The sequence below is a fragment of the Arthrobacter sp. 05N429 genome (assembly GCF_056397045.1).
The window spans coordinates 66,657-91,686 of the sequence record NZ_JBFTMQ010000002.1; the positions used below are offsets into that span (position 1 = coordinate 66,657).

Genomic DNA, 25,030 nt, shown 5'->3' on the forward strand with positions numbered 1-25,030 from the left:
GGAGGGCTCCTCGCTGAGTACCGGACATGAAACGGCGGTGCGTTGCTGTGGTGCCCATCACAATAATCAACATCCGGTGAGGAATGCAAGCGTTTACATCGAACCTTTACGGAAAGGAGACCCTATTCCGATCCGTTGTTCGATGGGACATTCCGCGCCATTTCAAGGGATGGCGGCCCATCAGCCCGCTCGCAACGGGCGCGCCAAAGTTGTTGCCGAAAACTCACAGCCGGGGTCAGCGGACCCGTTCAGCCCGCCCGAACCTCGACCGCGCACCGGACGCGATGTGGATGAGCACCGGGGTGCGCTTGCCGAGCACAACATCGAGCGCCTCCACGAGGGCAGACACGTCGGCCGTGAGCCTGTGCGGGGCTACGCCCTGGCGGGGCTGGATCCGAATTCTCAGGCCCGGTTCGCCGCGGAATTCGTACGTTGCCACCGTTGCGCCGGCCAGGTCCGGACGGTCCGCCAAGGCGGCCCGGAGCGCCTGCTCGGCCACGCCGCTTCCGATCCTGACGTTTCCCGGGACGTCGCCCGGATCATCCTCGGACACCAGCAGGTTGGCCCGGCCCTTGCCCTGCTGGGCGACCCACGCCACCATGGCGCCAATCACCAGGAGCAGTACCAGGACCACCACGATCCAGAGCCAGCTCTCCGCCCGCCCCGGGAAGCGCGTGCGTTCGAAGAGATCGCGCCAGATGCTCCAGACGCCGGCGGACCAGTCCTGCCACCACACCCCGACCGCCGGCACAGTGGCAAGCAGGACCAGCAGGGCTCCGATGCCGAGGAGCTTGATGCCGAGGACACCGATCAGTACCCGGTTGAGGATCCTGGGGGTGCCGTTCATGCTCCGACCACCCCGGTCGGTGCCACATTGATCCGCACATCCGGCGACGGGGACAGCGCCATGTCCCGGAGCTCCTCCTGCACGGCGGCGAGGACGGCATCCGGGCGCAGCGGCACGCCGGAGGTCGGCCGGACGTTGACCTGCACCTGCTGCCGGGACACCGTCACCATCACCTGTTCCTGGCTTACGTTGGCGGCCACCCGCGCCCGGCGTGCCAGGGCGGAGGCGATCACTTCGTCGTCCACGACGACGGCGGCGCGGGGGTCCCGCAAAATGTGGCGGGCGCGGCGTCCGGGCAGCACCGCGTTCAGGAAGAAGAACAGCCCTGCCATCACGACTACCGCGCCGATGACGCCGAGCAGGAGCGGCGGCACCCCGGCCGGGAGCGCCACCGCCTGCTCCGCCGCGGTCTGCGGATCCACGAGCCAGGGCGGCTGTCCGACGGCCCGGACCGCGGTTTCCAGGAGCGCATAGCCGCACAGCCCCACCACGAGTACGGCGGCGATGATGGAGGCGACGGCCCTTGAGGAGTGGGTCTCGCGATGGAGGATCTTCTCTATGCGGGCGACGCCGCCCACGGTAGGGGCTTCATTGCCCACCGAAGGCGCGGCACTGGGAGCTGGCGCGGCGTAGCTTTCGTGGCTGGGATCGTGCTCGGTGTTGTGCCTCAATGGACGCGCCCTCCTTCACTCATGCTGGCGCCGCCGATCCGGATGTCCACCCTGCTCAGCCGGGTACCGCTCAGCTCGGTCACGCGGCGCAGGATGACCGCCTTGGCGGCCACGGCCCGGTCCCAGATGGAGCCGCCGAGGCCCGCGACCCGTCCGGCGTCCCGCACGACCGTGGTCAGCGGGGGCACGGTGATGGGTGCGACAAGGGACAAGGCCAGCAGTCCGTCGTCGTCGGACCATTCTGCCCGGACCTCCTGCGGCGGAACGCCGAGGGCTTCTGCAGCGGCGGCCTGCGCCACGCTGGTCAGCGCCTGGGTGCTGATCCGGGTGTGTCCGGCCATCGCGGCGGCGTGGGCGCCACCTGCCGGGCCGCTCATGAGGAGGAACGCCGGCCCGTGAGGGCGTCAAGCACGCTGCGCAGGTCCAGTTTCCCTTCCGCGGCGCGGCCCAGCAGGGCTCCGATCCCCATGAACAGCAGGGCGCCCAGGAATCCCCAGACGCCGAACTGGAACGACATAAACGCCACGAAGGCGCCCACTGCGATCCCCACCACGGTCAGGTTCACTGGATTGCCTCCCTAGCGGGCCGGGTCTCGGCCGCGGTACCGGTTTTCGCCGGGCCGGGCACATAGACATCGTTGATCTCAATGTTGACTTCGATGACCTGGAGTCCGACGAGCTCCTCCACTGCCGCATACACAGCGGCGCGGATCTGGTCTGCCAAGGCGTGAAGGGGTGTGCCGTAGAGCGCCACCAGGTCAATATCGACCGCGACCTGCGTTTCACCGACCTCGGCCCGGACGCCGGCGGCGTGGTCCGAGCTGCCCACCGCGTCACGGAACGCGCCGAGAGCGCGCGACGGGCCCGATCCCAGGGAGTAGACGCCGGGGACCGAACGGGCAGCGATACCCGCAACCTTCGCGACGGCGTTTTCGGAAATGACGGTGCGGCCACCGCCGGGCACCGGCAAAGCTGTGGCGGGCTCGGGCACCTGGGCCGCTCCGGGCTGAGGATCCTGGTATTCCATGAGGCACTCCCCCTTCTCTTTGTGACCACCCTAGTACCTGTGCCCGGCAAGGTGGCCGCTAGGCCCCGGGAAGGCCGTGCCCCGTCAAGGAAATCGCACCGGCACCCGGCCCGCCTAGGCTAACGCCCGGGGAAGCGGACTGAACAGGCCCGCTATCCGCAGTTGGTGGCGAGCCAGGTCTGCACCGGAGCCATGGCGTCCTGGAGTTTTCCGCTGGAGAAGACCGTCTGGTCCTTGATGCCGGCGATGGCCACCTGGCTGAGAGTGGTGAAGTCTGCCTTGATGCTGTCCGGGGCGCGTTCCGCTGTGCGGGTCAGCTCGGCCTTGGTCTGCTCCAATTCGGCCGCCGATCCCTTCGCAGCCGAGAGCGGAAGCAGAGTGGAGCCGGTGGCCTGTTCGGAAATCGTGGTGCAGGCCTCGGCAGCCGTGGCGAAGTCACCCCACGGGCCGGAGGACTTGCTGGGACTTGCGGTCGCGGACGACGGCGCGGGGCCGGCCGCCGCGGACGACGGCGCGCTGCCGGCTTGCGGTGCAGAGCAGGCGGTGAGTGCGAGGGCCGCCAGAAGGGCGCTTACGGTCAGCGGGCGGGCAACATTCTTCAAGATCACGTTCGTGGAATCACTTTTCGGTTGAGATTGCACCGCCGGCCCGATCACGCTGCCGGCGGTCTTGGCGTTCTTTCCCCAGCGTGTGAGTCTAGCCCGGCCGGTTGGCCAGCCCCCAAACCGGCCGCCGCCGTCGAACTTTCCATCGACTGCTCCGTAACCGCCCTTTTGGCCGCCCTGAAGGGCACTTACGGAGCAGTCGATGGGGTTAAAAGAAGAAAAGCACCAGTTCCGAAGAACTGATGCTTCCCAGTGGTGGCTCCGACCGGCGTCGATCCGGTGACCTTTCGATTTTCAGTCGAACGCTCTACCAACTGAGCTACAGAGCCTAGGTGACGTGTCACCATGAGAGCCGGAATTTCTTCTGGCAATCAGAGCGACCCTGACGGGACTTGAACCCGCGACCTCCGCCGTGACAGGGCGGCGCGCTAACCAACTGCGCTACAGGGCCTTGCTATTTATTTCTTGTCTGCAGTATCGCTACCGCAATTTTTCAAGGCCTTTAGCCTACCAGACTTTCACACCCGGTTTGACCAGTTCCTTGCGTACCCCCAACGGGATTCGAACCCGTGCCGCCGCCGTGAAAGGGCGGTGTCCTAGGCCGCTAGACGATGGGGGCCAGGACGCCATCCGGTTGAACAAAGGCAAAAATTAAGGGCCGAAGCCTTCCGTTTTTGTCCTTTCGGGTTCCTCCGAACTGGACTATAAAACTATAAGGGCAGACTCCGGATTATCCAAAATCAGCGGCTGCCGCCCATTTGGCGGCGCCTAACCCCGCCGGGCAGGGTCCTGCCGGGCCCGCTCCACATCGACCGCCGACTCCAGGTCTCCCCTGGCCCGCAAACCCGCGACGACGCCGTCAATGTCGGCAGCCGACCGGTTCTGGCTGAGCTTGCGTTTCGCTTCGACCCTCGTGATGACAAGCTCGACGCCGACAATCGCCCGGAGCTGGCCGGCGATGAAACGCGCAGGTGCGTCGTCCACGGCCCAGGGCCGTTCCGAGGCCGCTTCGTGCTGTGCGGTCAGCCGCCGGACTAGGTCTTCAACCCAGACAGGATCGTCGTGGATGACCAGCCTGCCGTAGGCGTGGGCCGTGGTGTAGTTCCACGTCGGCACCACCCGGCCGTGTTCCGCCTTGGTGGGGTACCAGTTCGGGGAGATGTAGGCATCGGAGCGCTGGATGATGGCCAGGGATTCACCCAGTGCCGGCAGCCGCCACTGATCGTTGTTGCGGGCAACATGGCCCAGCAGCGCCCCGTGCTCGCCCACCTCCGGGTCATAGACGAACGGCAGCAGGGTGGCGAGCAGCCCTTGCTCCGTCGACGTCACCAGGTTGGCTGCCCCGGGGTTCTCGAGCAAATCCCTGACGGCGTCCGGGTCAGCGGCGAAATGCGAGGGGATGTACATGGACGGTTCCTTTGTCGGGTGGGTATCGCGCGATGAACGGGACGGCTGACTATCTCAAGGCTACGAGCATGACAGCGAGGGTGACCATGACCAAGGCGATGCCGGCGTCGAGCACGCGCCAACTGCCCGGCCGGGCGAACAACGGGGCAAGGAACCGGGCGCCGGCACCCAGCGCGGCGAACCACGCCACGCTGCCCAGCCCGGCTCCGGCGGCAAACCACCAGCGCCCGTCCGCACCGTGGGTGCCGGCGAGGGACCCCAGCAGCAGCACAGTGTCGAGGTAGACGTGCGGGTTCAGCCAGGTCAGCGCCAGGCAGGTTCCCAGGGCGGTCGCCCACGTTCCCTTGTGACCGGCCGCCAGGTGCGCCGCCTGCGTGCCGCGGATGGCCCGCACCGCAGCCATTGCCCCGTACGCCAGGAGGAAGGCAGCACCCGCCCAGCGGACCACCTCGAGGACCTCTGGCGCCCGCTCGATGAGAACGCCCACGCCGGCCACCCCCAGCACAATCAGGACAAGGTCCGAGACGGCGCATACGGCAACAACCAGAAGGACGTGCGAGCGCTGGACGCCCTGGCGGAGCACAAAGGCGTTCTGCGCTCCGATGGCGACGATGAGGGACAGCCCGCTGGCCAGGCCGGAAACGAGGGAAAGGATCACGGGATCCACGGTAAGGGCGGCAGGAACATGAAACCAGTTAACAAATGTTGGCCAACATAAGATGAGCTAATGATTGACATCCAGCCTGACCAGGCCCGGACCCTGGCCGCCATCGTGGCGCACGGAAGCTTCGAGGCCGCCGCCAGCCAACTCCGGGTCACGGCGTCGGCGGTGAGCCAGCGTGTCCGCGCCCTCGAGGTGGCCGTCGGCCGGCCGGTGCTGACCCGGACCCGGCCCGTCGGACTCACGCCGTCCGGGCAGGCGGTGGTGCGCTTCGCCCGGCAACTGGACATGCTCTCCGCCGATCTGGCCGAAGAGCTGCAGCCCGGCACGCAGCCCGCCAGCATCCGGCTGACCCTCGTGATCAACAGCGATTCCCTGCACACCTGGGCCCTCCCCGGCCTGGCCGCGGTGGCGGACAAGGTCCAGCTGGAGATCCTGCGCGAGGACCAGGACTATTCGCTGGAACTCCTCCGCAGCGGCGCCGCAGCCGCTGCCATCACCACCACGGCCAAGGCGGCGCCGGGCTGCTCGTCCCGGCGCTTGGGCGTCATGCGCTACCTGCCGGTCTGCACGCCGGACTTCGCCGCGCGGTGGTTTCCCGGCGGCGCGACGGCGGACGCGCTCGCCGTCGCGCCGGTCATCGTCTTCGACCGCAAGGACGACCTGCAGGACCGCTATCTGCGCGGCGTGAGCCGCAAGACCCTCCAGCCGCCGCGGCACTACGTCCCGGCCGCCCATGAGTTCGGGGAAGCCATCCGCTGGGGCATGGGGTGGGGACTGCTCCCTGAAATCGAGGTCTCGGAGGAGCTGAAGCGCCAAACCCTGCTGTCTCTGGACCCCGGCGCGCACGTGGACGTGCCGCTCCACTGGCAGCAGTGGCGGCACGGATCGGCGGCCCTCGACGAGGTTGCGGCGGCCATCCAGGCGGCCGCCCGCCCGCTGCGGTGAACTCTCCGGGGACGGGAGCACCGCAGTTGGCAGGAACTCGCCTAGACGTGACCGATTTCCGCCAGTCCCCGGGCCCCTGCACCGGCTAGATTGGCAGCATGGCAACAACCGCCCAGACGGGCTCCCCCCAGCCGGACAGCGCGCGCCCGGACGGCACCCACGAATTGCCGCCGCACGCGCCCGCCTCCCAGCCCGCCCACCCCGTAAACCCCGCAAACCCTGCGAAGCAGCTCCTCCCGCCGGGCCAGATCAGCAGGCTCGGCATCGCCGCCGTCGTGGTCACCGTGGTGTTGTGGGCCTCCGCCTTCGTGGGCATCCGGGCCGTGGGACCCAGCTTCTCCCCCGGCTCCCTGACCCTAGGCCGGCTGGCGATCGCCGCCGTCGCCCTGGGCCTGGTGGTGCTGCCGCAACTGCTGAAGAATCCCAACCTCCCCCGGGGCCGCGAGTGGTGGCCCATCCTGGCTTACGGCGTGATGTGGTTCGGCGGCTACAACGTCGCCCTGAACGCCGCCGAACACCTCCTCGACGCCGGCACGGCCGCGCTGCTGATCAACGTCAACCCGATCCTGGTGGCCATCATGGCCGGGGTCATCCTCAAGGAGGGCTTCCCCCGCTGGCTGATCATCGGCAGCCTCGTCGCGTTCGGCGGCGTCGCGGTGATAGCACTGGGGTCCGGGCAGCGGTCCACGGCCGACGTCGCCGGGGTGCTGTTGTGCCTGCTGGCGGCGGCCCTCGCCGCGGTCAGTGTGATCGTGCAAAAGCCGGTCCTGCGAAAGTTCCCCGCGGCCCAGGCCACCTGGTTCGGGATCCTGGTCGGCGCGGTCTGCTGCCTGCCCTTCAGCGGCCAGCTGATCACCGAACTACAGGCGGCCCCGCTGCCGGCGACGCTGGGGCTGGTCTATCTCGGCATCTTCCCGACGGCAATCGCGTTCACCACCTGGGCCTATGCGTTGTCCCTGATCGACGCCGGTCGGCTCGCGGCCACCACCTACCTCGTGCCCGGCACCACGATCCTGATCTCCTGGCTGGTGCTCGGCGAGATCCCTACGGTCTGGGGCCTGGTGGGAGGCGTCATCTGCCTCGTGGGGGTGGGGCTGACCCGGCGCCGGTCCCGCTGATTCGGCGCTAGAGTTTCAGCTATGCCCGCTTCCCTGCCGCCTGGCCTGCCCATCGTTCCGGACGGCCCGGAGAACCCGGAAAACCCGGACGACGGCGGGAACGGCGGCGGCCACAATCACGCCCCGTTCCCGATGTCCGAAGCGGACTTCGAAGCCGCCGTGAGCGACGCCCTGGACCAGATCCCGCCGGACCTGGCGAAGACCATGAATAACGTGGCCATCTTCATCGAGGACGACTACACCCCGCAGCCGGGCGACGATCCTGACACCGTGCTGCTGGGCCTATACGAGGGTGTGCCGCTGACCGAACGGGACTCCTGGTGGGACGCCGGTTCCCTGCCGGACCGCATCACCATCTACCGGCAGCCGATCCTGGAGATCTGCGAGTCGCGTGAGGACGTGATCGAGGAAGTGACGGTCACCGTGGTCCATGAGATCGCGCACCACTTCGGCATCAGCGACGATCGCCTGCATGAGCTCGGCTGGGACTAGCCTTGTAGGCATGGGACACGACCACAGCCATTCACACGGGGTTACCGCGACCGGCAAGCACCGGAAGCGCCTGGTCGCAGTCCTGGCCATCACGCTCGCCGTCGTCCTGATCCAGATCGCCGGGGCGCTGATTTCCGGGTCGCTCGCCCTGCTGGCCGACGCCGGCCACATGCTTTCCGACGCGGCCGGCGTCTTCATCGCCCTCCTGGCCGCCTGGATCGCGGCCCGGCCGGCCAGCGACCAGCGGACCTACGGCTACCAGCGCGCCGAGGTGCTGGCCGCCCTGGCCAACGCGCTGGTGCTGATCGTCATCTCGGTGGTCATTTTCACGGAGGCCATCCGCCGCTTCGGCTCCACGCCCGAGGTGCAGACCGACGTCATGCTTTACGCGGCTGTCCTGGGCGCCGTTGCCAACCTGGTGTCCCTGCTGATCCTCCGCGGCGCCCAGAAGGAGAGCCTCAACGTCCGGGGCGCCTACCTTGAGGTCCTGGGCGACCTGCTGGGCTCCTTCGCCGTCATCGCCGCCGCCGTGGTCATCATGGTCACGGGATTCCAGACGGCGGACACCATCGCCTCGATCGTCATTGCGCTGATGATCCTGCCGCGGGCCTGGCATCTGCTCCGCGATGTGGTGGATGTACTACTCGAGGCAACCCCCAAGGGCGTGGACGTGCAGCTGATCCGCGAGCACATCCTCTCCGTGGACGGTGTGGTGTCTGTGCACGACATCCACATCTGGACCATCACCTCCGGCGTTCCGGTGTTTTCTGCCCACGTGGTGGTGGAGGACGCGGCACTGGGAGCCCGCGGCGCGGACCAGGTCCTGGACAAGCTGGTCAGCTGCCTGGGCTCGCACTTCGACACCGAGCACTGCACCTTCCAACTGGAACCGGCCTCCCACGCAGAGCACGAATCCCACCAGCACGCCTAAGTCCCGAAATCACAGCCCCGGGCGGCGGCACCCTCCGACACGCCCTGCCCAAATGTGACCAAATGACATATTTGTTGTTTATGTTATTGATGTGACCCGTGTTGCCAAAGTGGCCATTGGCACGTAGCCTCGACCGTGCTGGGGATCAGCCGGGCGTTTCTCGCGCCGGAATCCGCGCTCGCCCGCTCCAGCCCGACACTGCAGCGAGGTTTGCCCATGACTTGGACCGGTTCCGGCCGAAAGACGGCCGCGTTGTGCGCCGCCGTCGCACTCCTGGGAACGCCGGCGATTCCCGCACACGCCGCACCGCCCGCATCCGTGCAGGCCACGGCAGTTCAGGTCCCGGCTGCGCCGGAGATTCCATCGCCGGATGAGATTGCCGCGGCCAAGGCCAGTGAAAGTGCGACGGCGGCACAGGTCGCCACGATCGACCGGCTCCTGGCGGACGCCTCCGCGGCGCAGGATGCCAGCCTCGAAGCCTCCCTGCAGGCCAATAACGCCTATGGTGAAGCGCTCGTGGAACTGCAGCTCCGGCGCGACGCCGCCGCGGTTGCCGCCGCCAGGGCCTCGGCAGCCGGCGAGGAGCAGGCGAAGACGCGCAAGCAGATCGGCCAGCTCGCCGGCGATCTCTACCGCAGCGGCGGGCTGAATCCGGCCCTGAGCAGCTTTGTCACCGGGACCGGCAACGCCCTGCAGCAGGCCGCCACCCTTGAGGCCGTGACAGCCGGCCGCACCCGGGCCTTCCAATCGGCGGAAACCGCGGCCGTCGCCGCCGAATCGCTGACGGCTGCCGCCGCCGATGCCAACCGTGCCGCCGACGAGGCCGCCCGGACGGCGGAGGCCCGCAAGCTCGACGCCGAACGTGCCAGCGACGCCCAGCGCCAGGCCGTGTCCGAGGCCAGCGCACAGCGGACCGTCCTGGTGGACCAGCTCGCGAACCTCAAGAACACCACCGTTGCCCTGGAATCAGAGCGCGTGGATGCCCTGGAACGGCAGCGCCAGCAGGACCGGCTGGCCGCAGTGACCGGTACCGCCGGGCAGGGACAGGGGACCGGTACCGATTCCGGCAACCCGGCTCCGGTGATTCCGCGTCCGCAGGCACCGGCCGCACCCGCCCCGGTTCCACCGGCCCCGGCCACGCCGGCCATACCCGTTCCGGCCCCGCCGGCTCCGGCGTTGCCTGCACCCGCACCGGTTCTGCCACCCGCGCCTGCACCCGCGCCGCCCCCGGCCCCGGCGCCGGGCGGTTCCAACCAGACGGCGATCTCGGTGGCTCTCGGCAAGGTCGGCGCGCCCTATTTTTACCAGTACGGCGGAACCGGCGCCCACGGGTTCGACTGCTCCGGCCTCGTGCAGAACGCCTTCGCCGCGGCCGGAAAGTACCTTCCCCGCACGGCGTCCCAGCAGTTCGCCCAGGCCCCCTTGCATGTTCCGCTGTCCCAGGCCCAGCCGGGCGACCTGCTGGTCTGGGGTTCGGCACCGGGTTTCTACCATGTGGCGATCTACCTCGGCGGCGGGCGGGTGGTCCAGGCGCTGAACGAGGACGCCGGCATTACCGTGACGGACCTGGCCTCCATGTCCGGGATGCAGCTCCACCCCGTCGCCGCCCGGTACTGAGCTTTCCCGCCGCCGTCGGGATCCTGCGGATCCGGACGTTAGGAGAGCACGTCCTTTGTGATGAACCTGCCGTAGGCGAGTGCACCGAAAACGGCGACGTAGCCGCCCTGCAGCAACACGTTCGTGAGGAAGGAATCCCAGGCGACGGGCTGGCGGAGCAGGTCCGCGAAGTCCAGCCAGTAGTGGCTGAAGAGCCACGGGTGCAGCCATTCCAGTTGCGGCAGCGCGTCGAGGACCTGTGAGACGACCGACAGCACGACGGTGGACGCCATCGCACCCACGGGCACGTCCGTGAGCGTGGACATGAAAAGGCCGATCGCCGAGAGGCCCATCAGCGAGACGGCGAGGTAGGCGGCGATCAGCAGCAGCCGCCGCATTGCCTCGGCGGCTCCGATGGCATCCCCGGACAGCAGCGTGACCGGCCCCACCGGGAAAAGAGCCGCTCCGATTCCGGCACCGACCAGCGCCACCACGAGCGGCGCCGCGACGGCGAAGACCACTGCCCCGGCGTATTTCACCAGCAGCAGCCGGACGCGGCCCGCGGGCGCCACCAGCAGATACCGCAGTGTCCCCAGCCCGGCCTCTCCGGCCACGGTGTCCCCCGCCACCACGCCCACGGTCAGCGGCAGGAACAGCGGAACGGACACGAGCATCGCGGTCACGCCAACAAACAGACCGTTCTGGGAAATCCGGTCCAGGAACGCCGGACCCCGGCCGGCCGGCACCGCAGAGGACACGCGGACCGCCACGGCGATCAGGATCGGAATGGCCGCCAGCGCACAGAGCATGGCCCAGGTACGGCGGCGGCGGAAGAGGACCCCGAGTTCGGAGGCGAGCAGGCCGCTGCCCCAGTTGCCCTGTTTTCCCCGCCGGGTGGTCACCGCGGCCGGGCCGGGTCGGGATCTTTCACTGGAACTACGTTCGTCACTGGACAACGTCGAAGCCCTCCCCCGTCAGCGCGACAAAGCGATCTTCAAGGCTGACCTGTTCGGTCGCGAAGCCCCGGACCCGGACTCCGGCCGCCACCAGGGCGGCCACCACGGCCTCGGGTGCCACTGAGCCATCGCCCGCCGCACCGGGGAGCGGGGCGTAGAGCACGCCGTCGGCGCTGTTGGATTCGGTCCTGCTTGGGCCGGCACTGTTGACGCTGGCCCTATCCGGTGTCTCACCGGCGCCCGCCCCGCCCACGGCCGCGCTCAGGCCCAGCCGGGCCAGCGCGTCGGCTGCGGCCCCCGTATCCGGCGTGAGTACGCGGAACCGGGCCTGCCCGCCCTGGCGCAGCTCAGCGAGGGTCCCCTGTGCCACCAGCCGGCCCGCGCTCATGATGGCCGCGTGCGTGCAGATCTGTTCCACCTCGGCGAGCAGATGGCTGGAGACGAACACGGTGGCGCCGTCCGCGGCGAGCGAGCGCACCAGGCTGCGAACCTCCCTGGTGCCCTGCGGATCGAGCCCGTTCGTGGGTTCGTCCAGGACCAGGAGTTCCCGGGGTGCCAGCAGGGCGTTGGCGATCCCCAGCCTCTGCTTCATGCCCAGCGAATAGGCCCGGACTTTCTTGTCCGCGGCATGCGTCAGCCCCACCCGCTCCAGCGCCGACTGGACCCGGGCTTTCCGGGTAGCGGCGGGAACATGCGGGTCCGCGGCGTCGAACCGGTGCAGGTTGGCCGCGCCGGAGAGGAAGGGGTAGAAGGCGGGCCCCTCGACCAGGGCACCCACTCGGGGCAACACCTCACGCAGCTGCCCCGGCATCTCCTGGCCGAGGAGCCGGACGGAGCCGCTGCTGGCCGCGGCGAGGCCGAGCATAAGCCTGATCGTGGTGGTCTTGCCGGAGCCGTTGGGCCCCAGGAAGCCGAATACCGAGCCTTTCGGGACGGCCAGATCGACGCCGTCGACGGCCAACTGGTGGCCGAAGCGCTTGCTGAGACCGGTGGTCTCGATGCACAGGTCCGTCACGTAGGGTTCCGTCGCCGGCCCGACGGCGGTCACTCGGCGGTCACCGGGGCGGTCACCGCTGAGTGGCGGCGGCCTGCAGCCGCTCCAACGGCACGGAACCGGCGAGGATACGCCCGTCGTCGAGGATCAGCACATTCACCAGCGATGTGGACACCAGCCGGCCGCCCGGAACGGCTACCGCAGCCTGTTCCAGCAGCGCGGCGGCGCCGGACCGGTTTCCCTCCGGGGCGGAGGGGTCAGGCCGGAGCGGGTTGGCGGGCGCGGGGTCCGGCGCGCCGGTCTGGGGCGGGGTTCCGCCCGGAAGAGCGATGGCTCCGGCGGGGAATTCGAGCACAGATTCCCAGCCGGTTCCGGTGACGGCAGGCCGCTTCGCAGCCTTCGCCTGGGCGGCGTCCGACGGCGGTGTGGCGGCGCTGGCGTTGTGGTCCGGCAGCGGGATCTCTTTGACGGTGGCCCCTGGCGGCGGGGTGAACGTGAAGATGGAGGAATCCGGAGTGTCAAGGTTGAGGCTCGTGAAGGCGACGCTGAACGCCGGCTCCGACTGTCCCCGCGCCCTCAGGTCGACGCCGAGCGGGAGTCCGGTTGCGCCGTCGACCGCAATGGCGATGGACTCCACCAGGGTGGCCTCCGACTTCGGCGTGAGCACGAGGTTGTAGGCTGCCCGTCCGGCAACTTGGGTATCCGGGCCTACGGTCACGTCGGTGCCTGCGTCGACTTTGGCGAGCAGCTTGTCAGCCAGTTCCGCCGGGGTCGGCACGGTTCCGGGCTGGGCCTGGTGGCGGCCGGCCGCATCGGCAGGGAGCTGGGCGTGGGCGGCTGTGTTGTCCTTGGAGTTGTAGAACCAGACTTCCTTGCCGTTCTTGATCGCGTCGCGCTCCGCCATCCGGTCCATGATCTGCACCCGGGCGTTCTGCGGCCCGTCGAGGTAGACCCGGGCGGTGTGGGGTCCGGTCAGGAGCTCCAGCCAGGCGGTCTCCGGGGAGCCCGCGCCGGGACCGGATTTCGGAAGTTCCGGCAGGCCGATCGCGGAGCTTTGTTCCAGCGTCCCGGACAGGGATTTCTCGTCATGCTGGGCGATCATGAGCAGCACCTGCTGCGGCGTTTTCTCCGGCAGGGGGTCTCCGGCGCTCGCGGGAAGGGATCCGGACAGGACGCCGGCGGCGATCACGGCAGGCACCGCCACGGCGGGCATCCAACGCAGCCATTTGCGTGTCATTGTGACCGCGCTCCAACCTTGCAGCTCATGATTCAACAGTACGCCTGGAAGTGGCCGTCTTCACCTCTCCGGCGGACGTTGCCGGCAGGGGCGTCCGGGCCGCCGGGGACGCGGCCCGGCGGAGGGCTAGGCGAAAACATTCAGCGTCATTTCGACCGCCCCGAGAAGGAGCGCGAGTACCGACGTGCCCAGTCCGGCCACGAGCAGCAGCCCCGGGTGGGCGAGCCCGATGACGACCCGACGGAGCCGCGGCCTGGCGCGCAGGAATTTCTTCGGCAAGCGGGCCGGCGCGGGGTCCTGTTTCCAGCCGCGGAGCCGGCGCAGGAACCACGCGCAGCGGATGATGAAGGCCAGCCAGAGCACGGACACGACGAGGGGAACCGCGGCCAGCAGGAGGTTGAATCCCAGGGCAGTGACTTCCCGCTCCGAAGCGCCGACGAGGGACTGGATGGTGGTGGAGATCGAGGCGCTCATGACCACCGAGACGCCCCACACGAGGAACGCGGCCGTGAGGGCGAGGAAGCGGACGAAAAAGTGGCCCAGCACGGAGTCCTTCCGCGGTTTGAGGTGCCGGCGGGGGGTGGCCTGCAGCAGTGCGATGGTCGCCAGCAGGGTGGGCAGGGCGGCCATCCCGACCATCACGTACCAGGACCATCCCGCGAAGTCGAAGAAATCGTCTGCGACGATCAGGGCGGCCCAGAACCCCGTCCAGGTCCAGCCGGCGGTGAGCGGATGGCTGACCAGCCAGGTGGGGAGCCAGGGATCGTCGACGCCGGCCGCTGCAGGCTGGGGCTCCGCCGCTTGTGGCTCCGCCACTTCTGGCTCCGCCGGCTGGGGGTCCGCCGGGTGTTCGGCCGCCGGCCCGTCGCCCGTCACCGGCGGCGAACCCGGCACGTCACTCATGGGCCCGCTCCTGCCGGGCGCTCGAAGACCCGGCGTCCCGCACCACGGTGCCGGCGGCGCCGTCGACCGTGATGCTGTGCCCGGTGGTGATCAGCGAGGTGGCGTCGGGGACTCCGACCACCGCGGGAATCCCGTACTCCCGGGCGACGACGGCGCCGTGCGAGTTGGGTCCTCCCATTTCCATCACCAGCCCGCCGGCGGTGAGGAACAGCGGCGTCCAGCCCGGATCCGTGGAGGGCGCCACCAGGATCTCGCCGGGTTCCAGCCGCGCACCCTGCGGCTCCAGGATGACGCGGGCCGTGCCGGTGACGGTGCCTGCCGACGCGGGCGTTCCCGTCAGGAGTCCCGGGGTTCCGGCCTTCGCCCCGGCATCGCCGGTCTGCAGCGCTTCGGGTTCCGTCCCGTCCGAGAGCAGCACCCGCGGGATGTGCCGCCGGCCCAGTTCCTGCGCGTAGTCCTCGCGGCGCTGCGCCACGAGGTGCTGCAGCGGCCTCCCTGCGAGACCTTCGCGGACCTCGGCCAGGTCCAGGAAGAAGACGTCGTCCGCCTCGCCGATGCGGCCGGCGCCGGCCAGTTCCGTCCCGATGGCCTGGAGCTGCCCCCGCACCGCGGCCAGGGCTTCGACGATGTGGTACTTCGGCAGTTCGCGCAGGCCGGCAAACATCCGGGTGCGTTTCAGCGCCGCCCGCACCAGCGCCGCGAGCAGCCTGCTCCGCTCCGCCGCGGCGGCGGCAAGCCGTTCCACCTGCGCTTCGGCCTCCCGTGCCGCTTTGCTGAACTGCCGGTCCGGCGCCTGGCCGGGGTCCTCCAGCCGCAGGTAGTTGGCCAGGACCCCGAGGATATGGGACGGGTCGTCGGCCCAGCGGGGCATGCCAAGGTCGATTTCCGCTACTGCCCGGTGCCCGTAGCGGCCCAGGAAGCCGGCGAGGCCGGACTGCACGACGGCGGGCAGCTCGCGGGCACGGTAGCGGCGGACCAGCTCAAGCACTCCCGCACCGTCGAACCCAGCGCCGTCCGACACTGCGTCATCGATCACTGCATTGTCGAACACCGCTGCCGCTGCGGCGTCGGCCCGGATAGCCGCGGCGAGCTGCCAGAGGGCCAGGTCCATCTCGGTGGTGACGTTGTTGGGGAGTCCCCGCAGCACCGGCTGCAGGGCCCCCGGCCCGGCGTCGCGTCCCAGCAGCCTCCCGGCGGCCGCCAGCGAGGCAAAGCCCAGGGCCGGCAGCGGCAGGATGTTCGGCACCACCGGGAAGAGCTCGTGCCCCAGGATTCGCTCCACGTGGTCCAGCCGCTGCACGGGCGTGGACCCGGCCGGCACCACCAAGGCGGCCCGGAACCGTTCACCGAACCGCTCCGCCCGGCGCAGCGCGGCCTCGGGCCGGAACAGTGCGCGCAGCAGCGTCTCCGGAACCCTAGCGCGGGCCGCCACAGGGCCGACGTGGCGCAGCACCCGCCAGGGGGACCTGTTGGTGACCGAAAAGCGGGGGTCCGTGAACAGCCGCCGCAGCACGGCCGCCGAACGGGACTCCATGACGTCGAACACCCGCGGCACGATGGCCCGTCCAACGGCGCTGCGCACCACCGGGGTCAGGTCGAAGAAGAGGCGCTGGCCGGCCTGGACGTAGGGCGGGGGCCCGTCGTGGGGCTCCGGGACGTCGAAATGCGCCGCGCGCGCCACGGACGAGGCAATCAGCCGGAAGCCTGCCAGTCCCATCGGGGTCAGCGGGCGGGTCAGGCCCTGGGCCAGGCTGAAGCACAGGTAGACCCGTGTCCCCTCCCGGACCCGCCGCCGCTCCGGCAAGGGGTAGAGGGTAGTGATGGGCCGCGACTGCGTCAGCCACAGCACGCCGCCGCCGTCGATGGCCCATTCGAGGTCCTGCGGCGCGCCGAAGTGCAGCTCCGCGCGGCGGCCAAGGCGCTCCAGGGCCAGCAGCTGGGCGTCGTCGAGGCAGGGCTGCGAGCCGGCGTCGGACTGTTCTACCCGTTCGGTTCCGCCGCCCGGCAGCGGCCGGATGGCCACACTTTTGCTCCCGATCCGGCGCTCCAGAATCTTCTGCGTGCCGCTGTCGACGACGAAATGGTCCGGGTTGATCGCCCCGGAAACCACCGCCTCGCCGAGGCCCGGGCTGGCGTCGATGACCGCCTCGTGCCGCCTTCCGGTCACCGGGTTCGCGGTGAACAGGACCCCGGCCACGGCCGCGTCCACCATCCGCTGGACCACGACGGCGAGCGACACCGTCGAGGGGCTGATCCCGTGCGTGGCGCGGTAACTCACGGCCCGGTCGGTCCAGAGTGAGGCCCAGCACTGCCGGACCGCAGCCAGGACCGCATCGACGCCGACGACGTTCAGGAAAGTGTCCTGCTGGCCGGCGAAGCTGGCGAACGGCAGGTCCTCCGCGGTGGCGGAGGACCTGACCGCCACGGGCGCGACCGTGCCCAGCGCCGCATAGGCGGCCCGGACGGCGTCGGCAATGTCGGCAGGGACGTCCACGGCCAGGACCAGCCTGCGGGCGGCGGCGGCCAGACGGGCGAGTCCCGGCAGGTCGTCCGGGGCGGTCGCGGCGAGAGCGGCGTGGATGTCGTCGAGCCCGGCGGGCGACGTGGCCCGCCGGTAGGCCTCCGTGGTCAGGCAGAACCCGGCAGGAACCGGCAGCCCGGACCGCATCAGTTCACCGAGGTTGGCCGCCTTGCCGCCGACGTCGGGAAGCAGCCCGGCGCTGACCAGCTCAAGCGCGAGCACCAGCCCTTGCTGCGGTTCCTGTTGGTCCTGCGCTGGCGCACCTATGTTGGGGAGCTGCTCCACCCGCCGGCCCTCCCTTCAACGCCCGCCCGGGGTCCGTTCGGGGCTACGAATCGCCGAGAATGGGCCCGAAGTTCACCCGGTCCGCCAGCCGGGGATCGTCCCGGTCCGGGACCACCATGACGGGTCCCTTGGCGTGGTGCAGGATGCCGTCCGAGGTGGAACCGAGCAGCATCCCGGCGAAGCCGCCGCGGCCGCGGGTGCCGACGACCACCAGTTCCACGTGCCGGCTGGCCGCGACGAGGATGTCCACGGGCGAGCCGTCCACGAGCTGGGTCTCCACCGTGAGGCGGGGGAAGTGGCTCCTGATCCAGGCCGAGCCGGCGTCGAGCTGGGTCCTGATGTCTGCGAAGAGCGCCTCACGGTCCATCGGCGCGGGAACCCATGCCAGCGAGCCGTTGTACTGCGGGACGGCGCAGACCACCCGCAGCGGCGCCGAGAGACGCTCGGCCTGGGCCGCCGCCTCCAATACCGCCACTCGGGCCTGTTCGGAGCCGTCGACCCCTACCACCACAACGTTTTCGACCGGGACGTGCCCGGACTTCGCCCGCTCCGCCAGAACGTGCTTGTCGTCGGTGGTTTCGCCCAGCCGGTCCGAGCAGATCAGGGGGACGGTGACTGTGGGGCATTTGGCGTGCGCGGGGAGGGCGCTGCTGACGGAGCCGAGCAGCCGGCCGACGAAGCCGCCCCGGCCGCGGGTGCCGAAGACCAGCAGTTCGGCGGTTTCGGACATTTCCAGCAGGACGCCGGAGGCGTCGCCGTTCTCGACGGATGCGTCGACGTCGATCAGGTACCCTGCGACCTTGTTTACGGCCTGCTTCAGGATTGCTTCCGCGCCTTCGCGGATCACCGAGTCGTCGACGGTGGCGTACCCGCCGTCGAGCCCTGATGCAGCGAAGATCGGAACGGAATAGGCGGTGACAACGTGCAGCGGACGACGGCGGCGCTCGGCTTCGCGGGCGGCCCACACCAGGGCGCACTTGCTGTGGTCTGAACCATCGACGCCGACCACGATCCCCCGGGGAGCTGCGGAGCCGGCCGGGACATCCCCTGCCGGATCCGGATGCACCTGTTCTCGGCCCATGGGGTCCGCCTCCTCGCGATTCTTGCCTGATGTTGCGGCTATTCTGCCAGACGTGCGCGCGCGCAGCGTCCATTGGCGACGCGGCCGAAGAATCTGCGGCCGGAACCCCTGGTTTTCCCAACTATTCTCGGTTTCGTGGGAACAATCAAGCGGGTTGCACGGCGGCCCGGACGGCGGTCGTCACCCATGTTTTACGCAGTGTTTACACAACTTCCTGTGGCCCGGGATGACGGCGGATCGGGACTGGCGAGCCGCCCAAATAGCCGGGAAATCCCGGGATCCGCCAATGTTTCACCTGCTCTATCCAAGGCAGGAAATGTTAGGTATTCTTCGAGGCGTTGCTGAACCGAGACTCGTCTTTCAGAACGCGGCTCCTGCTGGTGCCGCGGTCAGGACAGGCGTTCGGAACGCGCAATGGAAAAGCTTGCGGGGCATCGGCCCCGCAACTGGCACCATTCGAGGAAGGACCCTGCAGTGTCGAGCATGCCTATGTCCGGGGGGATCGAGCGGACCGCCGCCGTCGTAATCGGCACGGGGCTGTCCGGGCTGGCGGTTGCCAGCGAGCTGCAGCGGCGCGGCGTGGACTCCATCATCGTGGACGGGCTCGACCTGCTGGGCGCCGGGCATCCGGCCAACACGTCCTCACTGCAACGCTGCGATGCTGCCGACGCCGCCAGCCTGCGGGAACGCAACGAGATCCTCCGGCACCTGCGGAACTACGCCACCAGCCACAAACTGGATGTGCGGAACAATATCCGGGCCCTCCAGCTGGACCACCTCGACGCCGGCATCACCGGGCCCACCCAGCAGTGGGCGGTCCGCACGCCCGGCGGCGTACTCCTGGCGGACCACCTCGTCCTGACCCGCTGCGCCCACAGCCAGCTGCGCCGGATGCTCTCCGAGCTCGGCATGGCGGCGGGCCAGAACCTGATGGCGGCCATGCACGCGCTCGGGATGTACCTCGTGGGGGTGGGCGAGCTCATCACGCCGACGCCGAAGGAAGTGCTGCGCCAGGCCAAGGTCGTCGGCCAGGCAATCTCCGCCAAGGTCTACCCCGATGGTTTCCCCGCCGTGCTGCCCGGGGGTTATGCCCTCGCCGCGCCGGCCTAACGGTACGATCCGTCCTCGGGCCGGGTGGGTTCCTGCAGCAACGCGGGGTCAACACGGCCCCTCAGAGCGGGTCGAATGGGCGCGGAGTGACCCCGCGTTGCTTCAATTCAGTTCCCGGCGCCCTGGTGCTCGGCGTCCTGACCGTCGTCGGCCTGCTCGTCGCGGCCCGCGAGCCGGCGCTTGGCCATCAGGCCCAGGACAACCACGATGCCGATGGCCGTGCCAACGAAGATCACGATGCTCCACGGGAAGGGCTCCGAGGAGTTGGCCGGCTGGGACGGCTCCGGCGTGGTGCCCGGCTGGGCGGTTCCCATCGTGGGAACCGCGGCAGCCGCCGTCGAGCCTGCTGCTCCGGCGGTGGCCGTGAAGGTGAAGTTGCCTTCGATCGGGTGCGAGTCCGAACTGACCACCCGCCACACCACTGTGTAGGCGCCGGCCGGGGCCCCCGGCTTGAGCTTCTGGGAGGCGACGTTGTCCACGATCTCCACCGCGCCGTCGGCCCAGTTGCCGCCGGCGGCGTCGTTCACCAGCATCTGCGAACCGAGCGCCAGAGGGTTCTTGTTGAACGTGACCGACACCTTCTCCGGCGGCGCCGCCACGGTGGCGCCGGAAGCCGGGCTGGTGGACTCTGCGGCGTCGTGCGCCGAGGCCGGAGCAACAGCACCCAGCAGGGCTGCGGTGAGGATCGCGGCGCCCAGGAGGGCACTCTGAAGCTGTCGGATGAGGCGCATGGTCGGGCTACTCCTAGTGTTGTCTTCCTTACAGACTAGGCGAATTCGGCCGGACGCCCGCTGTGCGCCCAATAGGATTCAAGTAACCACCCACGTCTCCCGGAGGACTAATGCCTGACCTAATGCTCAAGCAGGGCTCTGCACTCGACCGGTATTTCAAGATTTCCGAGCGGGGGTCGAACATCTCGCGGGAAATCCGGGGAGGCTTCGCCACGTTCTTCGCCATGAGCTACATCGTGGTGCTGAACCCGCTGATCCTCTCGGTTCCCGATTCCACGGGCGCCACCCTCGGCTTCCCGGCCGTCGCCGCCGTCACCGCGTTCGTGGCCGGCATCCTGACGATCCTGATGGGCGCGTGGGCCAAGCACCCGTTCGCGCTGGCAACGGGCCTCGGCGTCAACGCCTTCGTCGCCGTTACGGTGGCCACCAACCCCGGCCTGACCTGGCCGGACATGATGGGCCTGGTGATGCTCTCCGGCATCACCATGCTGATCCTGGTCCTCACCGGCTTCCGGACCGCGGTCTTCAAGGCGGTCCCGGAGGGTCTGAAAACCGCGATCGTGGTGGGCATCGGCCTGTTCATCGCCCTGATCGGCCTCGTCAACGCCGGCTTTGTCCGCCGTATCCCCGATGTCGCCGGGACCACCGTTCCGGTCGGCCTGGGCTTCGACGGCAAGCTGCTCGGCTGGCCCACACTGGTCTTCGTCTTCGGCCTGATCCTCACCATCGCCCTCGTGGTCCGCAAGGTCAAGGGCGCCATCCTGATCGGCATCGTCGCCTCGACCATCCTGTCGGTGATCCTGGAATTCACGCTGCACATCGGCCCCAGCTTCGACGGCAAGACCCACAACCCGCAGGGCTGGTCCCTCGTGGCCCCGACGTTCTCCGAATGGGCGGCCCCGGACCTGTCGCTGATCGGCAAGGCCAACCCCTTCGGCGCCTTTGAGCACCTCGGCTTTGTGGCCGCGACCCTGCTGGCCTTCGTGATCCTGCTGAGCATCTTCTTCGACGCCATGGGAACCATGGTGGGCCTGGCCACCGAGGCCGGCAGCATCGACAAGGACGGCAACATCCCCAACGTCGACCGCGTGCTGCAGGTGGACGCGCTCGGCGCGATCGTCGGCGGCGGCGCCTCGGTGTCCTCAAACCAGATCTACGTCGAATCCGGCGCCGGCATCGGTGAAGGCGCCCGGACCGGCCTGGCCTCCATCGTCACCGGCCTGCTGTTCCTCGTGGCCATGTTCTTCACCCCGCTGATCAACCTCGTGCCGTTCGAGGCAGTGGCTCCGGCGCTCGTCGTCGTCGGCTTCATGATGGTCTCCCAGGTCGGCAAGATCGACTGGCAGGACCTGGGCATCGCGATCCCGGCCTTCCTGACCTTCACGCTGATGCCGTTCACGTACTCGATCGCCAACGGCCTTGGTGCAGGCTTCATCATGTTCGTCCTGATCCGCACGTTCCAGGGCCGCGCCCGCGAGGTGCACCCGCTGATGTGGGCTGTGGCCGGCGCCTTCCTGCTGTTCTTCGCGATCGGCCCGATCGAGGCCGCGCTCGGGATGCACTAGGCACTCCCCTCCCCCGCCGAGTTCGCATTTCGCGGCAGTGTTTCCGGAAAACATTGCCGCGAAGTGCGAACTCGGTGGCGTTTAAAGGGCAGGTTCCGGGATTTCGGACAGCACGACGGCGGCGCTGCTGGTTTTCCGGCCCGGGCTGGGGTGAGCTAGGGGCATGGTTTCTCCTGCCCCCTCCGTTGATGTCCCGTCGCAGCCCTGGACCGGGCGGTTCGACGGCGACGGCCCCGACCACCGCCGCTGGTGGCAGGCCGTCACCCCGTACACCCCGCGCCGTGTCCCGTCCGGGCCTTCCGGTTCCTCCCACCGGCCCGCCGTGATTCTCGGCTTCGGCAGCGACGCCGGGGTGCGGCGCAACAAGGGCCGCATCGGTGCCGCGGCGGCCCCCGCCGCGATCCGCGCCGCGCTTGGTCCGCTCGCGTTCCACCTGGGCAGGGAGGTGCACGACGCCGGCGACGTTACCGTGGCAGGGGATGCCCTGGAGGCAGGGCAGGCACGAGCCGGGCTCGCCATCACCGGCCTGCTCGACGCCGGGCAGCTTCCCGTGGTGCTTGGCGGCGGGCATGAGACCGCGTTCGCGAGCTACCTGGGCGTGGCCGGTTCGGCGGCGGTCCGCGAGGGGCTGCGCGTGGGCGTGCTGAATTTGGACGCCCACTTCGACCTCCGCGACGAGGCCGTGCCCAGTTCCGGCACCCCGTTCCTGCAGATGGCCCGCGCGGAAGCCGCCGCTGGCCGCGAACTGAAGTACGCCGTCGTCGGGATCTCCGAGCCGAACAACACCCGGGCACTCTTCCGGACCGCGGAGGAACTTGGGGTCGACTACCTGCTGGACGAGGACTGCTCAGCGGAGGCCGCGCACGTTTTTGTGGCAGCCTTCCTGGCGCAGGTGGACGCCCTGTACCTGACCATCGACCTGGATGTGCTGCCGGCAGCGGTCGCCCCGGGGGTGAGCGCCCCGGCCGCCTACGGTGTGCCGCTGCCGGTGATCAGCGCCGTGTGCCGCCAGGTGGCCAAGAGCGGGAAGCTCCTGCACCTTGACGTGGCCGAACTGAACCCGGACTTCGATATCGACGGCCGGACCGCCAAGGTGGCCGCTCGGCTGGTCAATACGCTGCTGGGGTAGGCGGCGCCGCCGGAGTGGCCTGCCGGACTGACCCGGTTTCCGGATCCAATTTCCGCAGCTGCCAACGCGCCCCGCTATACACGGGCCAGTCCAGTTTGCCCGCAGCGACCGGCGGCAGGGACCCGGAAAACAGAAAGTCCCCGCCCCTTGGGTCCCGCGGGAAGCGGGGCCCAAAGGGCGGGGACTGCCGGACGGGCTGCAGTTAGCTGCGCCGCACCTCCACGCCATCGGATTTCAAGAAGAGCTGGGTTTCAGACGGTACCGCCGGGACGAGCCACAGCACATTGCCGCTCAGCGAGACTTCTTCGACCTCACCGGCCGCCAAAACCTGCGCATGCTTGAGGATCTCGACCCGCTCGCCGGCCTTCAGGCCCCGCCAGTCGGAAACCGCCGTGGCCGTGGCCTGGCGCCTGGACATAACCGTCCCGCGTGCTTTCATGAACTTCTACCCCTTTGTATATGTTCTTCGTCACAACGTCGTTGGTGTGACTTTCCATTTGTACTACAGTTCCCGGGCCCCCGCTGGCCGTGTTGCCGACTATTTCGGGGGCACCGGAAATTGTTCATCCAAACTGCATTTTGTTTTTCTTCAGGCGAGATTTCCCACGGCGGATTCGGCGGCCGCCCGGACCTTGCCCGACGCCACCAAGGCATCCGCGGCTTCAAGCTCCGGCGACAGGAACCTGTCCGTGCCCGGACCGTCGACGACGTCGCGCAGCGCGGCGATCACGGCCGTGCCCGCAGGACCCGGGGTGAGTTCGCCGCCGGAGAGCTGGGTGCGGATGTCCAGCGCCCGGGCCGAGGTCACCAGCTCGATCGCCAGGACGCGGCGCAGGTTCTCCACCGCGCGGCGGAGCTTGCGGGCCGCGTGCCAGCCCATGGAGACGTGGTCCTCCTGCATCGCGGAGCTCGGGATCGAGTCCACCGACGCCGGGACGGCCAGGCGTTTGTTGTCCGAGACCAGCCCGGCCTGCGTGTACTGGGCGATCATGAGGCCGGAGTCGACGCCGGGGTCCGAGGCAAGGAAAGCCGGCAGCCCATGTGAGCGGGCCGGGTCCAGCATCCGGTCGCTCCGGCGCTCGGAGATGGAGCTCAGGTCCGCGACGGCGATGGCCAGAAAGTCCAGCACGTACGCCACCGGGGCGCCGTGGAAGTTGCCGTTGGAGCTGACCCGGCCATCGGGCAGGACCACCGGGTTGTCGATCGCGGCGGCCAGTTCGCGGGAGGCCACCAGTGCGGCGTGGTCGACGGTGTCGCGGACGGCGCCGGCCACCTGGGGTGCGCAGCGCAGCGAGTAGGCGTCCTGGACCTTGGTGTCGTTGATCCGGTGTGAGGCCACGATCGGCGAGTTGGACAGCACCCGCAGCATGTTGTCCGCGGAGGCTGCCTGGCCCGGGTGCGGGCGCAGCGCTGCGTGCAGTTCGGGCAGGAACACCTGGTCCGTGCCGAGCAGAGCCTCGACGCTGAGTGCGGCGGTGATGTCCGCCGTCGTGAGCAGCTGGCGGATGTCCGCGATGGCCATCAGGAGCATGCCGAGCATGCCCTCGGTGCCGTTGACGAGGGCCAGGCCCTCCTTTTCCGCCAGCGTGACGGGTTCGATCCCGTGTGCGGCGAGGAGCTCGGCGACGGTGGGGCCGCCCTTGCTCCCGTACAGTTCGCCGTCGGGACCGGTGGCTTCGCCTTCGCCCATCAGGACCAGGGCGCAGTGCGAGAGCGGCGCGAGGTCGCCGGAGCAGCCGAGCGAGCCGAATTCGCGGACCACCGGAGTGATGCCGGCGTTGAGCACATCCACCATGGTCTGCAGGACCACGGGGCGGACGCCGGTGCGGCCGGAGGCGAGGGTCTTGGCGCGCAGGAACATGATGCCGCGGACTACTTCGCGTTCCACGGCCGGGCCCATGCCGGCGGCGTGGCTGCGGATCAGGGATTTCTGCAGCTGGGTGCGCAGCTCGTTGGGGATGTGCCGGTTGGCCAGCGCCCCGAAGCCGGTGGAGATGCCGTAGGCGGGGGTCTCGCTGTGGGCGAGGTCGTCGATGTGCGCGCGGACCTTGGCGACGGCGTCGAGCGCGTCCTGGGCGATGGTCACCTGCGCGTCGTGGCGGGCGACGGCGACGACGTCCTCGGGGGTGACGCCGCTGGAGCCGAGGGTGACGGTGAGCGGTGAGTGGGTCGTAAGAGTCATTGAGATCTACCTAAATCTGATGGTCGAGCCGGGT

Annotated in this window: 25 protein-coding genes and 3 tRNA genes; 8 read left to right on the top strand and 20 right to left on the bottom strand. The window is 69.3% G+C overall.

The features are described from left to right. Positions 1-235: 235 nt before the first annotated feature. The 11 genes from AC1DF4_RS04140 to AC1DF4_RS04190 form a co-directional block, all read right to left on the bottom strand. On the bottom strand, positions 236-847 hold the full coding sequence (locus AC1DF4_RS04140) for a hypothetical protein (protein ID WP_476911684.1): 612 nt from the start codon (positions 845-847) through the stop codon (positions 236-238). After that, positions 844-1,446 carry a DUF6286 domain-containing protein gene (locus AC1DF4_RS04145; protein ID WP_476912180.1) on the bottom strand — a complete coding sequence of 201 codons (603 nt, stop codon included), beginning with the start codon at positions 1,444-1,446 and terminating at the stop codon, positions 844-846. The genes AC1DF4_RS04140 and AC1DF4_RS04145 overlap by 4 nt, the downstream gene beginning before the upstream one ends. Positions 1,447-1,514: 68 nt before the next feature. Next, the gene (locus AC1DF4_RS04150) at positions 1,515-1,895 is read right to left on the bottom strand and encodes a hypothetical protein (protein WP_476911685.1); all 381 of its coding nucleotides are present in this window, start codon (positions 1,893-1,895) and stop codon (positions 1,515-1,517) included. Beyond that, on the bottom strand, positions 1,892-2,083 hold the full coding sequence (locus AC1DF4_RS04155; RefSeq protein WP_069950472.1) for a hypothetical protein: 192 nt from the start codon (positions 2,081-2,083) through the stop codon (positions 1,892-1,894). Before AC1DF4_RS04155 ends, AC1DF4_RS04150 begins: the two co-directional genes overlap by 4 nt. Beyond that, positions 2,080-2,544, bottom strand: a complete 465-nt coding sequence (locus AC1DF4_RS04160) for an Asp23/Gls24 family envelope stress response protein (RefSeq protein WP_476911686.1) — start codon at positions 2,542-2,544, stop codon at positions 2,080-2,082. Before AC1DF4_RS04160 ends, AC1DF4_RS04155 begins: the two co-directional genes overlap by 4 nt. A 152-nt stretch (positions 2,545-2,696) precedes the next feature. After that, a complete protein-coding gene (locus AC1DF4_RS04165; protein ID WP_476911687.1) occupies positions 2,697-3,152 on the bottom strand; it encodes a hypothetical protein in 456 nt (151 codons plus the stop codon). A 250-nt stretch (positions 3,153-3,402) separates the two neighbouring features. Further along, a tRNA-Phe gene (locus AC1DF4_RS04170) sits at positions 3,403-3,478 on the bottom strand. 48 nt (positions 3,479-3,526) lie between these two features. Further along, positions 3,527-3,600: transfer RNA gene (locus tag AC1DF4_RS04175), tRNA-Asp, on the bottom strand. 95 nt (positions 3,601-3,695) lie between these two features. Further along, positions 3,696-3,768: transfer RNA gene (locus tag AC1DF4_RS04180), tRNA-Glu, on the bottom strand. A gap of 149 nt (positions 3,769-3,917) precedes the next feature. Then, positions 3,918-4,556 (bottom strand): FMN-binding negative transcriptional regulator, encoded by a 639-nt coding sequence (locus AC1DF4_RS04185; protein WP_476911688.1) that lies wholly within the window; start codon positions 4,554-4,556, stop codon positions 3,918-3,920. A gap of 49 nt (positions 4,557-4,605) precedes the next feature. Beyond that, complete coding sequence (locus AC1DF4_RS04190; RefSeq protein WP_476911689.1) at positions 4,606-5,214, bottom strand: LysE/ArgO family amino acid transporter; 609 nt, start codon at positions 5,212-5,214, stop codon at positions 4,606-4,608. Between the two features lie 69 nt (positions 5,215-5,283). Here AC1DF4_RS04190 and AC1DF4_RS04195 point away from each other — a divergent pair, with 69 nt between their 5' ends. The 5 genes from AC1DF4_RS04195 to AC1DF4_RS04215 all read left to right on the top strand — a co-directional run bounded on the left by AC1DF4_RS04195 (position 5,284) and on the right by AC1DF4_RS04215 (position 10,323). Beyond that, entirely contained in the window at positions 5,284-6,165 is an 882-nt protein-coding gene (locus tag AC1DF4_RS04195) for an ArgP/LysG family DNA-binding transcriptional regulator (protein WP_476911690.1), read from the top strand. 98 nt (positions 6,166-6,263) lie between these two features. Further along, positions 6,264-7,283, top strand: coding sequence for a DMT family transporter (locus AC1DF4_RS04200; protein ID WP_476911691.1), 1,020 nt, complete (start codon positions 6,264-6,266; stop codon positions 7,281-7,283). Positions 7,284-7,304: 21 nt separating this feature from the next. Next, positions 7,305-7,775: a metallopeptidase family protein gene (locus AC1DF4_RS04205; protein ID WP_476911692.1), complete on the top strand. Its 471-nt coding sequence runs from the start codon at positions 7,305-7,307 to the stop codon at positions 7,773-7,775. 10 nt (positions 7,776-7,785) lie between these two features. Beyond that, a complete protein-coding gene (locus AC1DF4_RS04210; RefSeq protein WP_476911693.1) occupies positions 7,786-8,706 on the top strand; it encodes a cation diffusion facilitator family transporter in 921 nt (306 codons plus the stop codon). A 216-nt stretch (positions 8,707-8,922) separates the two neighbouring features. Next, on the top strand, positions 8,923-10,323 hold the full coding sequence (locus AC1DF4_RS04215; RefSeq protein WP_476911694.1) for a C40 family peptidase: 1,401 nt from the start codon (positions 8,923-8,925) through the stop codon (positions 10,321-10,323). 38 nt (positions 10,324-10,361) lie between these two features. Here AC1DF4_RS04215 and AC1DF4_RS04220 read toward each other — a convergent pair whose 3' ends face one another. The 6 genes from AC1DF4_RS04220 to AC1DF4_RS04245 all read right to left on the bottom strand — a co-directional run bounded on the left by AC1DF4_RS04220 (position 10,362) and on the right by AC1DF4_RS04245 (position 18,279). Continuing rightward, positions 10,362-11,204: an ABC transporter permease gene (locus AC1DF4_RS04220; RefSeq protein WP_476911695.1), complete on the bottom strand. Its 843-nt coding sequence runs from the start codon at positions 11,202-11,204 to the stop codon at positions 10,362-10,364. Between the two features lie 43 nt (positions 11,205-11,247). Next, positions 11,248-12,306, bottom strand: coding sequence for an ABC transporter ATP-binding protein (locus tag AC1DF4_RS04225; RefSeq protein WP_476911696.1), 1,059 nt, complete (start codon positions 12,304-12,306; stop codon positions 11,248-11,250). A gap of 19 nt (positions 12,307-12,325) precedes the next feature. Next, the gene (locus AC1DF4_RS04230; protein ID WP_476911697.1) at positions 12,326-13,489 is read right to left on the bottom strand and encodes a LolA family protein; all 1,164 of its coding nucleotides are present in this window, start codon (positions 13,487-13,489) and stop codon (positions 12,326-12,328) included. 126 nt (positions 13,490-13,615) lie between these two features. Beyond that, complete coding sequence (locus AC1DF4_RS04235) at positions 13,616-14,392, bottom strand: hypothetical protein (protein ID WP_476911698.1); 777 nt, start codon at positions 14,390-14,392, stop codon at positions 13,616-13,618. Further along, complete coding sequence (locus AC1DF4_RS04240) at positions 14,385-17,198, bottom strand: PEP/pyruvate-binding domain-containing protein (protein WP_476911699.1); 2,814 nt, start codon at positions 17,196-17,198, stop codon at positions 14,385-14,387. Before AC1DF4_RS04240 ends, AC1DF4_RS04235 begins: the two co-directional genes overlap by 8 nt. A 43-nt stretch (positions 17,199-17,241) precedes the next feature. Continuing rightward, entirely contained in the window at positions 17,242-18,279 is a 1,038-nt protein-coding gene (locus AC1DF4_RS04245; RefSeq protein WP_476911700.1) for a universal stress protein, read from the bottom strand. Between the two features lie 483 nt (positions 18,280-18,762). Between AC1DF4_RS04245 and AC1DF4_RS04250 the strand changes: the two genes are divergently transcribed. Then, the gene (locus AC1DF4_RS04250) at positions 18,763-19,389 is read left to right on the top strand and encodes an FAD-binding protein (RefSeq protein ID WP_476912181.1); all 627 of its coding nucleotides are present in this window, start codon (positions 18,763-18,765) and stop codon (positions 19,387-19,389) included. Between the two features lie 107 nt (positions 19,390-19,496). On the opposite strand, the gene AC1DF4_RS04255 is transcribed toward AC1DF4_RS04250, so the two are convergent. Beyond that, a complete protein-coding gene (locus tag AC1DF4_RS04255; RefSeq protein ID WP_476911701.1) occupies positions 19,497-20,120 on the bottom strand; it encodes a copper resistance CopC family protein in 624 nt (207 codons plus the stop codon). A 122-nt stretch (positions 20,121-20,242) separates the two neighbouring features. Here AC1DF4_RS04255 and AC1DF4_RS04260 point away from each other — a divergent pair, with 122 nt between their 5' ends. Next, complete coding sequence (locus tag AC1DF4_RS04260; protein ID WP_476912182.1) at positions 20,243-21,685, top strand: NCS2 family permease; 1,443 nt, start codon at positions 20,243-20,245, stop codon at positions 21,683-21,685. A 163-nt stretch (positions 21,686-21,848) separates the two neighbouring features. Further along, complete coding sequence (hutG, locus tag AC1DF4_RS04265; RefSeq protein WP_476911702.1) at positions 21,849-22,814, top strand: formimidoylglutamase; 966 nt, start codon at positions 21,849-21,851, stop codon at positions 22,812-22,814. Between the two features lie 202 nt (positions 22,815-23,016). Here hutG and AC1DF4_RS04270 read toward each other — a convergent pair whose 3' ends face one another. Together AC1DF4_RS04270 and hutH are read right to left on the bottom strand one after the other, a co-directional pair. Then, the gene (locus AC1DF4_RS04270) at positions 23,017-23,253 is read right to left on the bottom strand and encodes a hypothetical protein (RefSeq protein WP_476911703.1); all 237 of its coding nucleotides are present in this window, start codon (positions 23,251-23,253) and stop codon (positions 23,017-23,019) included. 150 nt (positions 23,254-23,403) lie between these two features. After that, positions 23,404-24,996, bottom strand: coding sequence for a histidine ammonia-lyase (gene hutH / locus AC1DF4_RS04275; protein ID WP_476911704.1), 1,593 nt, complete (start codon positions 24,994-24,996; stop codon positions 23,404-23,406). Between the last annotated feature and the right edge of the window lie 34 nt (positions 24,997-25,030).

Bases quoted from the DNA above. Each gene is read 5' to 3' on its own strand.
- AC1DF4_RS04140 (WP_476911684.1), bottom strand. From the start codon at position 847: ATGAACGGCACCCCCAGGATCCTCAACCGGGTACTGATCGGTGTCCTC.
- AC1DF4_RS04150 (WP_476911685.1), bottom strand. From the start codon at position 1,895: ATGAGCGGCCCGGCAGGTGGCGCCCACGCCGCCGCGATGGCCGGACAC.
- AC1DF4_RS04160 (WP_476911686.1), bottom strand. From the start codon at position 2,544: ATGGAATACCAGGATCCTCAGCCCGGAGCGGCCCAGGTGCCCGAGCCC.
- AC1DF4_RS04185 (WP_476911688.1), bottom strand. From the start codon at position 4,556: ATGTACATCCCCTCGCATTTCGCCGCTGACCCGGACGCCGTCAGGGAT.
- AC1DF4_RS04195 (WP_476911690.1), top strand. From the start codon at position 5,284: ATGATTGACATCCAGCCTGACCAGGCCCGGACCCTGGCCGCCATCGTG.
- AC1DF4_RS04200 (WP_476911691.1), top strand. From the start codon at position 6,264: ATGGCAACAACCGCCCAGACGGGCTCCCCCCAGCCGGACAGCGCGCGC.
- AC1DF4_RS04205 (WP_476911692.1), top strand. From the start codon at position 7,305: ATGCCCGCTTCCCTGCCGCCTGGCCTGCCCATCGTTCCGGACGGCCCG.
- AC1DF4_RS04210 (WP_476911693.1), top strand. From the start codon at position 7,786: ATGGGACACGACCACAGCCATTCACACGGGGTTACCGCGACCGGCAAG.
- AC1DF4_RS04215 (WP_476911694.1), top strand. From the start codon at position 8,923: ATGACTTGGACCGGTTCCGGCCGAAAGACGGCCGCGTTGTGCGCCGCC.
- AC1DF4_RS04230 (WP_476911697.1), bottom strand. From the start codon at position 13,489: ATGACACGCAAATGGCTGCGTTGGATGCCCGCCGTGGCGGTGCCTGCC.
- AC1DF4_RS04235 (WP_476911698.1), bottom strand. From the start codon at position 14,392: ATGAGTGACGTGCCGGGTTCGCCGCCGGTGACGGGCGACGGGCCGGCG.
- AC1DF4_RS04245 (WP_476911700.1), bottom strand. From the start codon at position 18,279: ATGGGCCGAGAACAGGTGCATCCGGATCCGGCAGGGGATGTCCCGGCC.
- AC1DF4_RS04250 (WP_476912181.1), top strand. From the start codon at position 18,763: ATGCCTATGTCCGGGGGGATCGAGCGGACCGCCGCCGTCGTAATCGGC.
- AC1DF4_RS04255 (WP_476911701.1), bottom strand. From the start codon at position 20,120: ATGCGCCTCATCCGACAGCTTCAGAGTGCCCTCCTGGGCGCCGCGATC.
- AC1DF4_RS04260 (WP_476912182.1), top strand. From the start codon at position 20,243: ATGCTCAAGCAGGGCTCTGCACTCGACCGGTATTTCAAGATTTCCGAG.
- hutG (WP_476911702.1), top strand. From the start codon at position 21,849: ATGGTTTCTCCTGCCCCCTCCGTTGATGTCCCGTCGCAGCCCTGGACC.
- AC1DF4_RS04270 (WP_476911703.1), bottom strand. From the start codon at position 23,253: ATGAAAGCACGCGGGACGGTTATGTCCAGGCGCCAGGCCACGGCCACG.
- hutH (WP_476911704.1), bottom strand. From the start codon at position 24,996: ATGACTCTTACGACCCACTCACCGCTCACCGTCACCCTCGGCTCCAGC.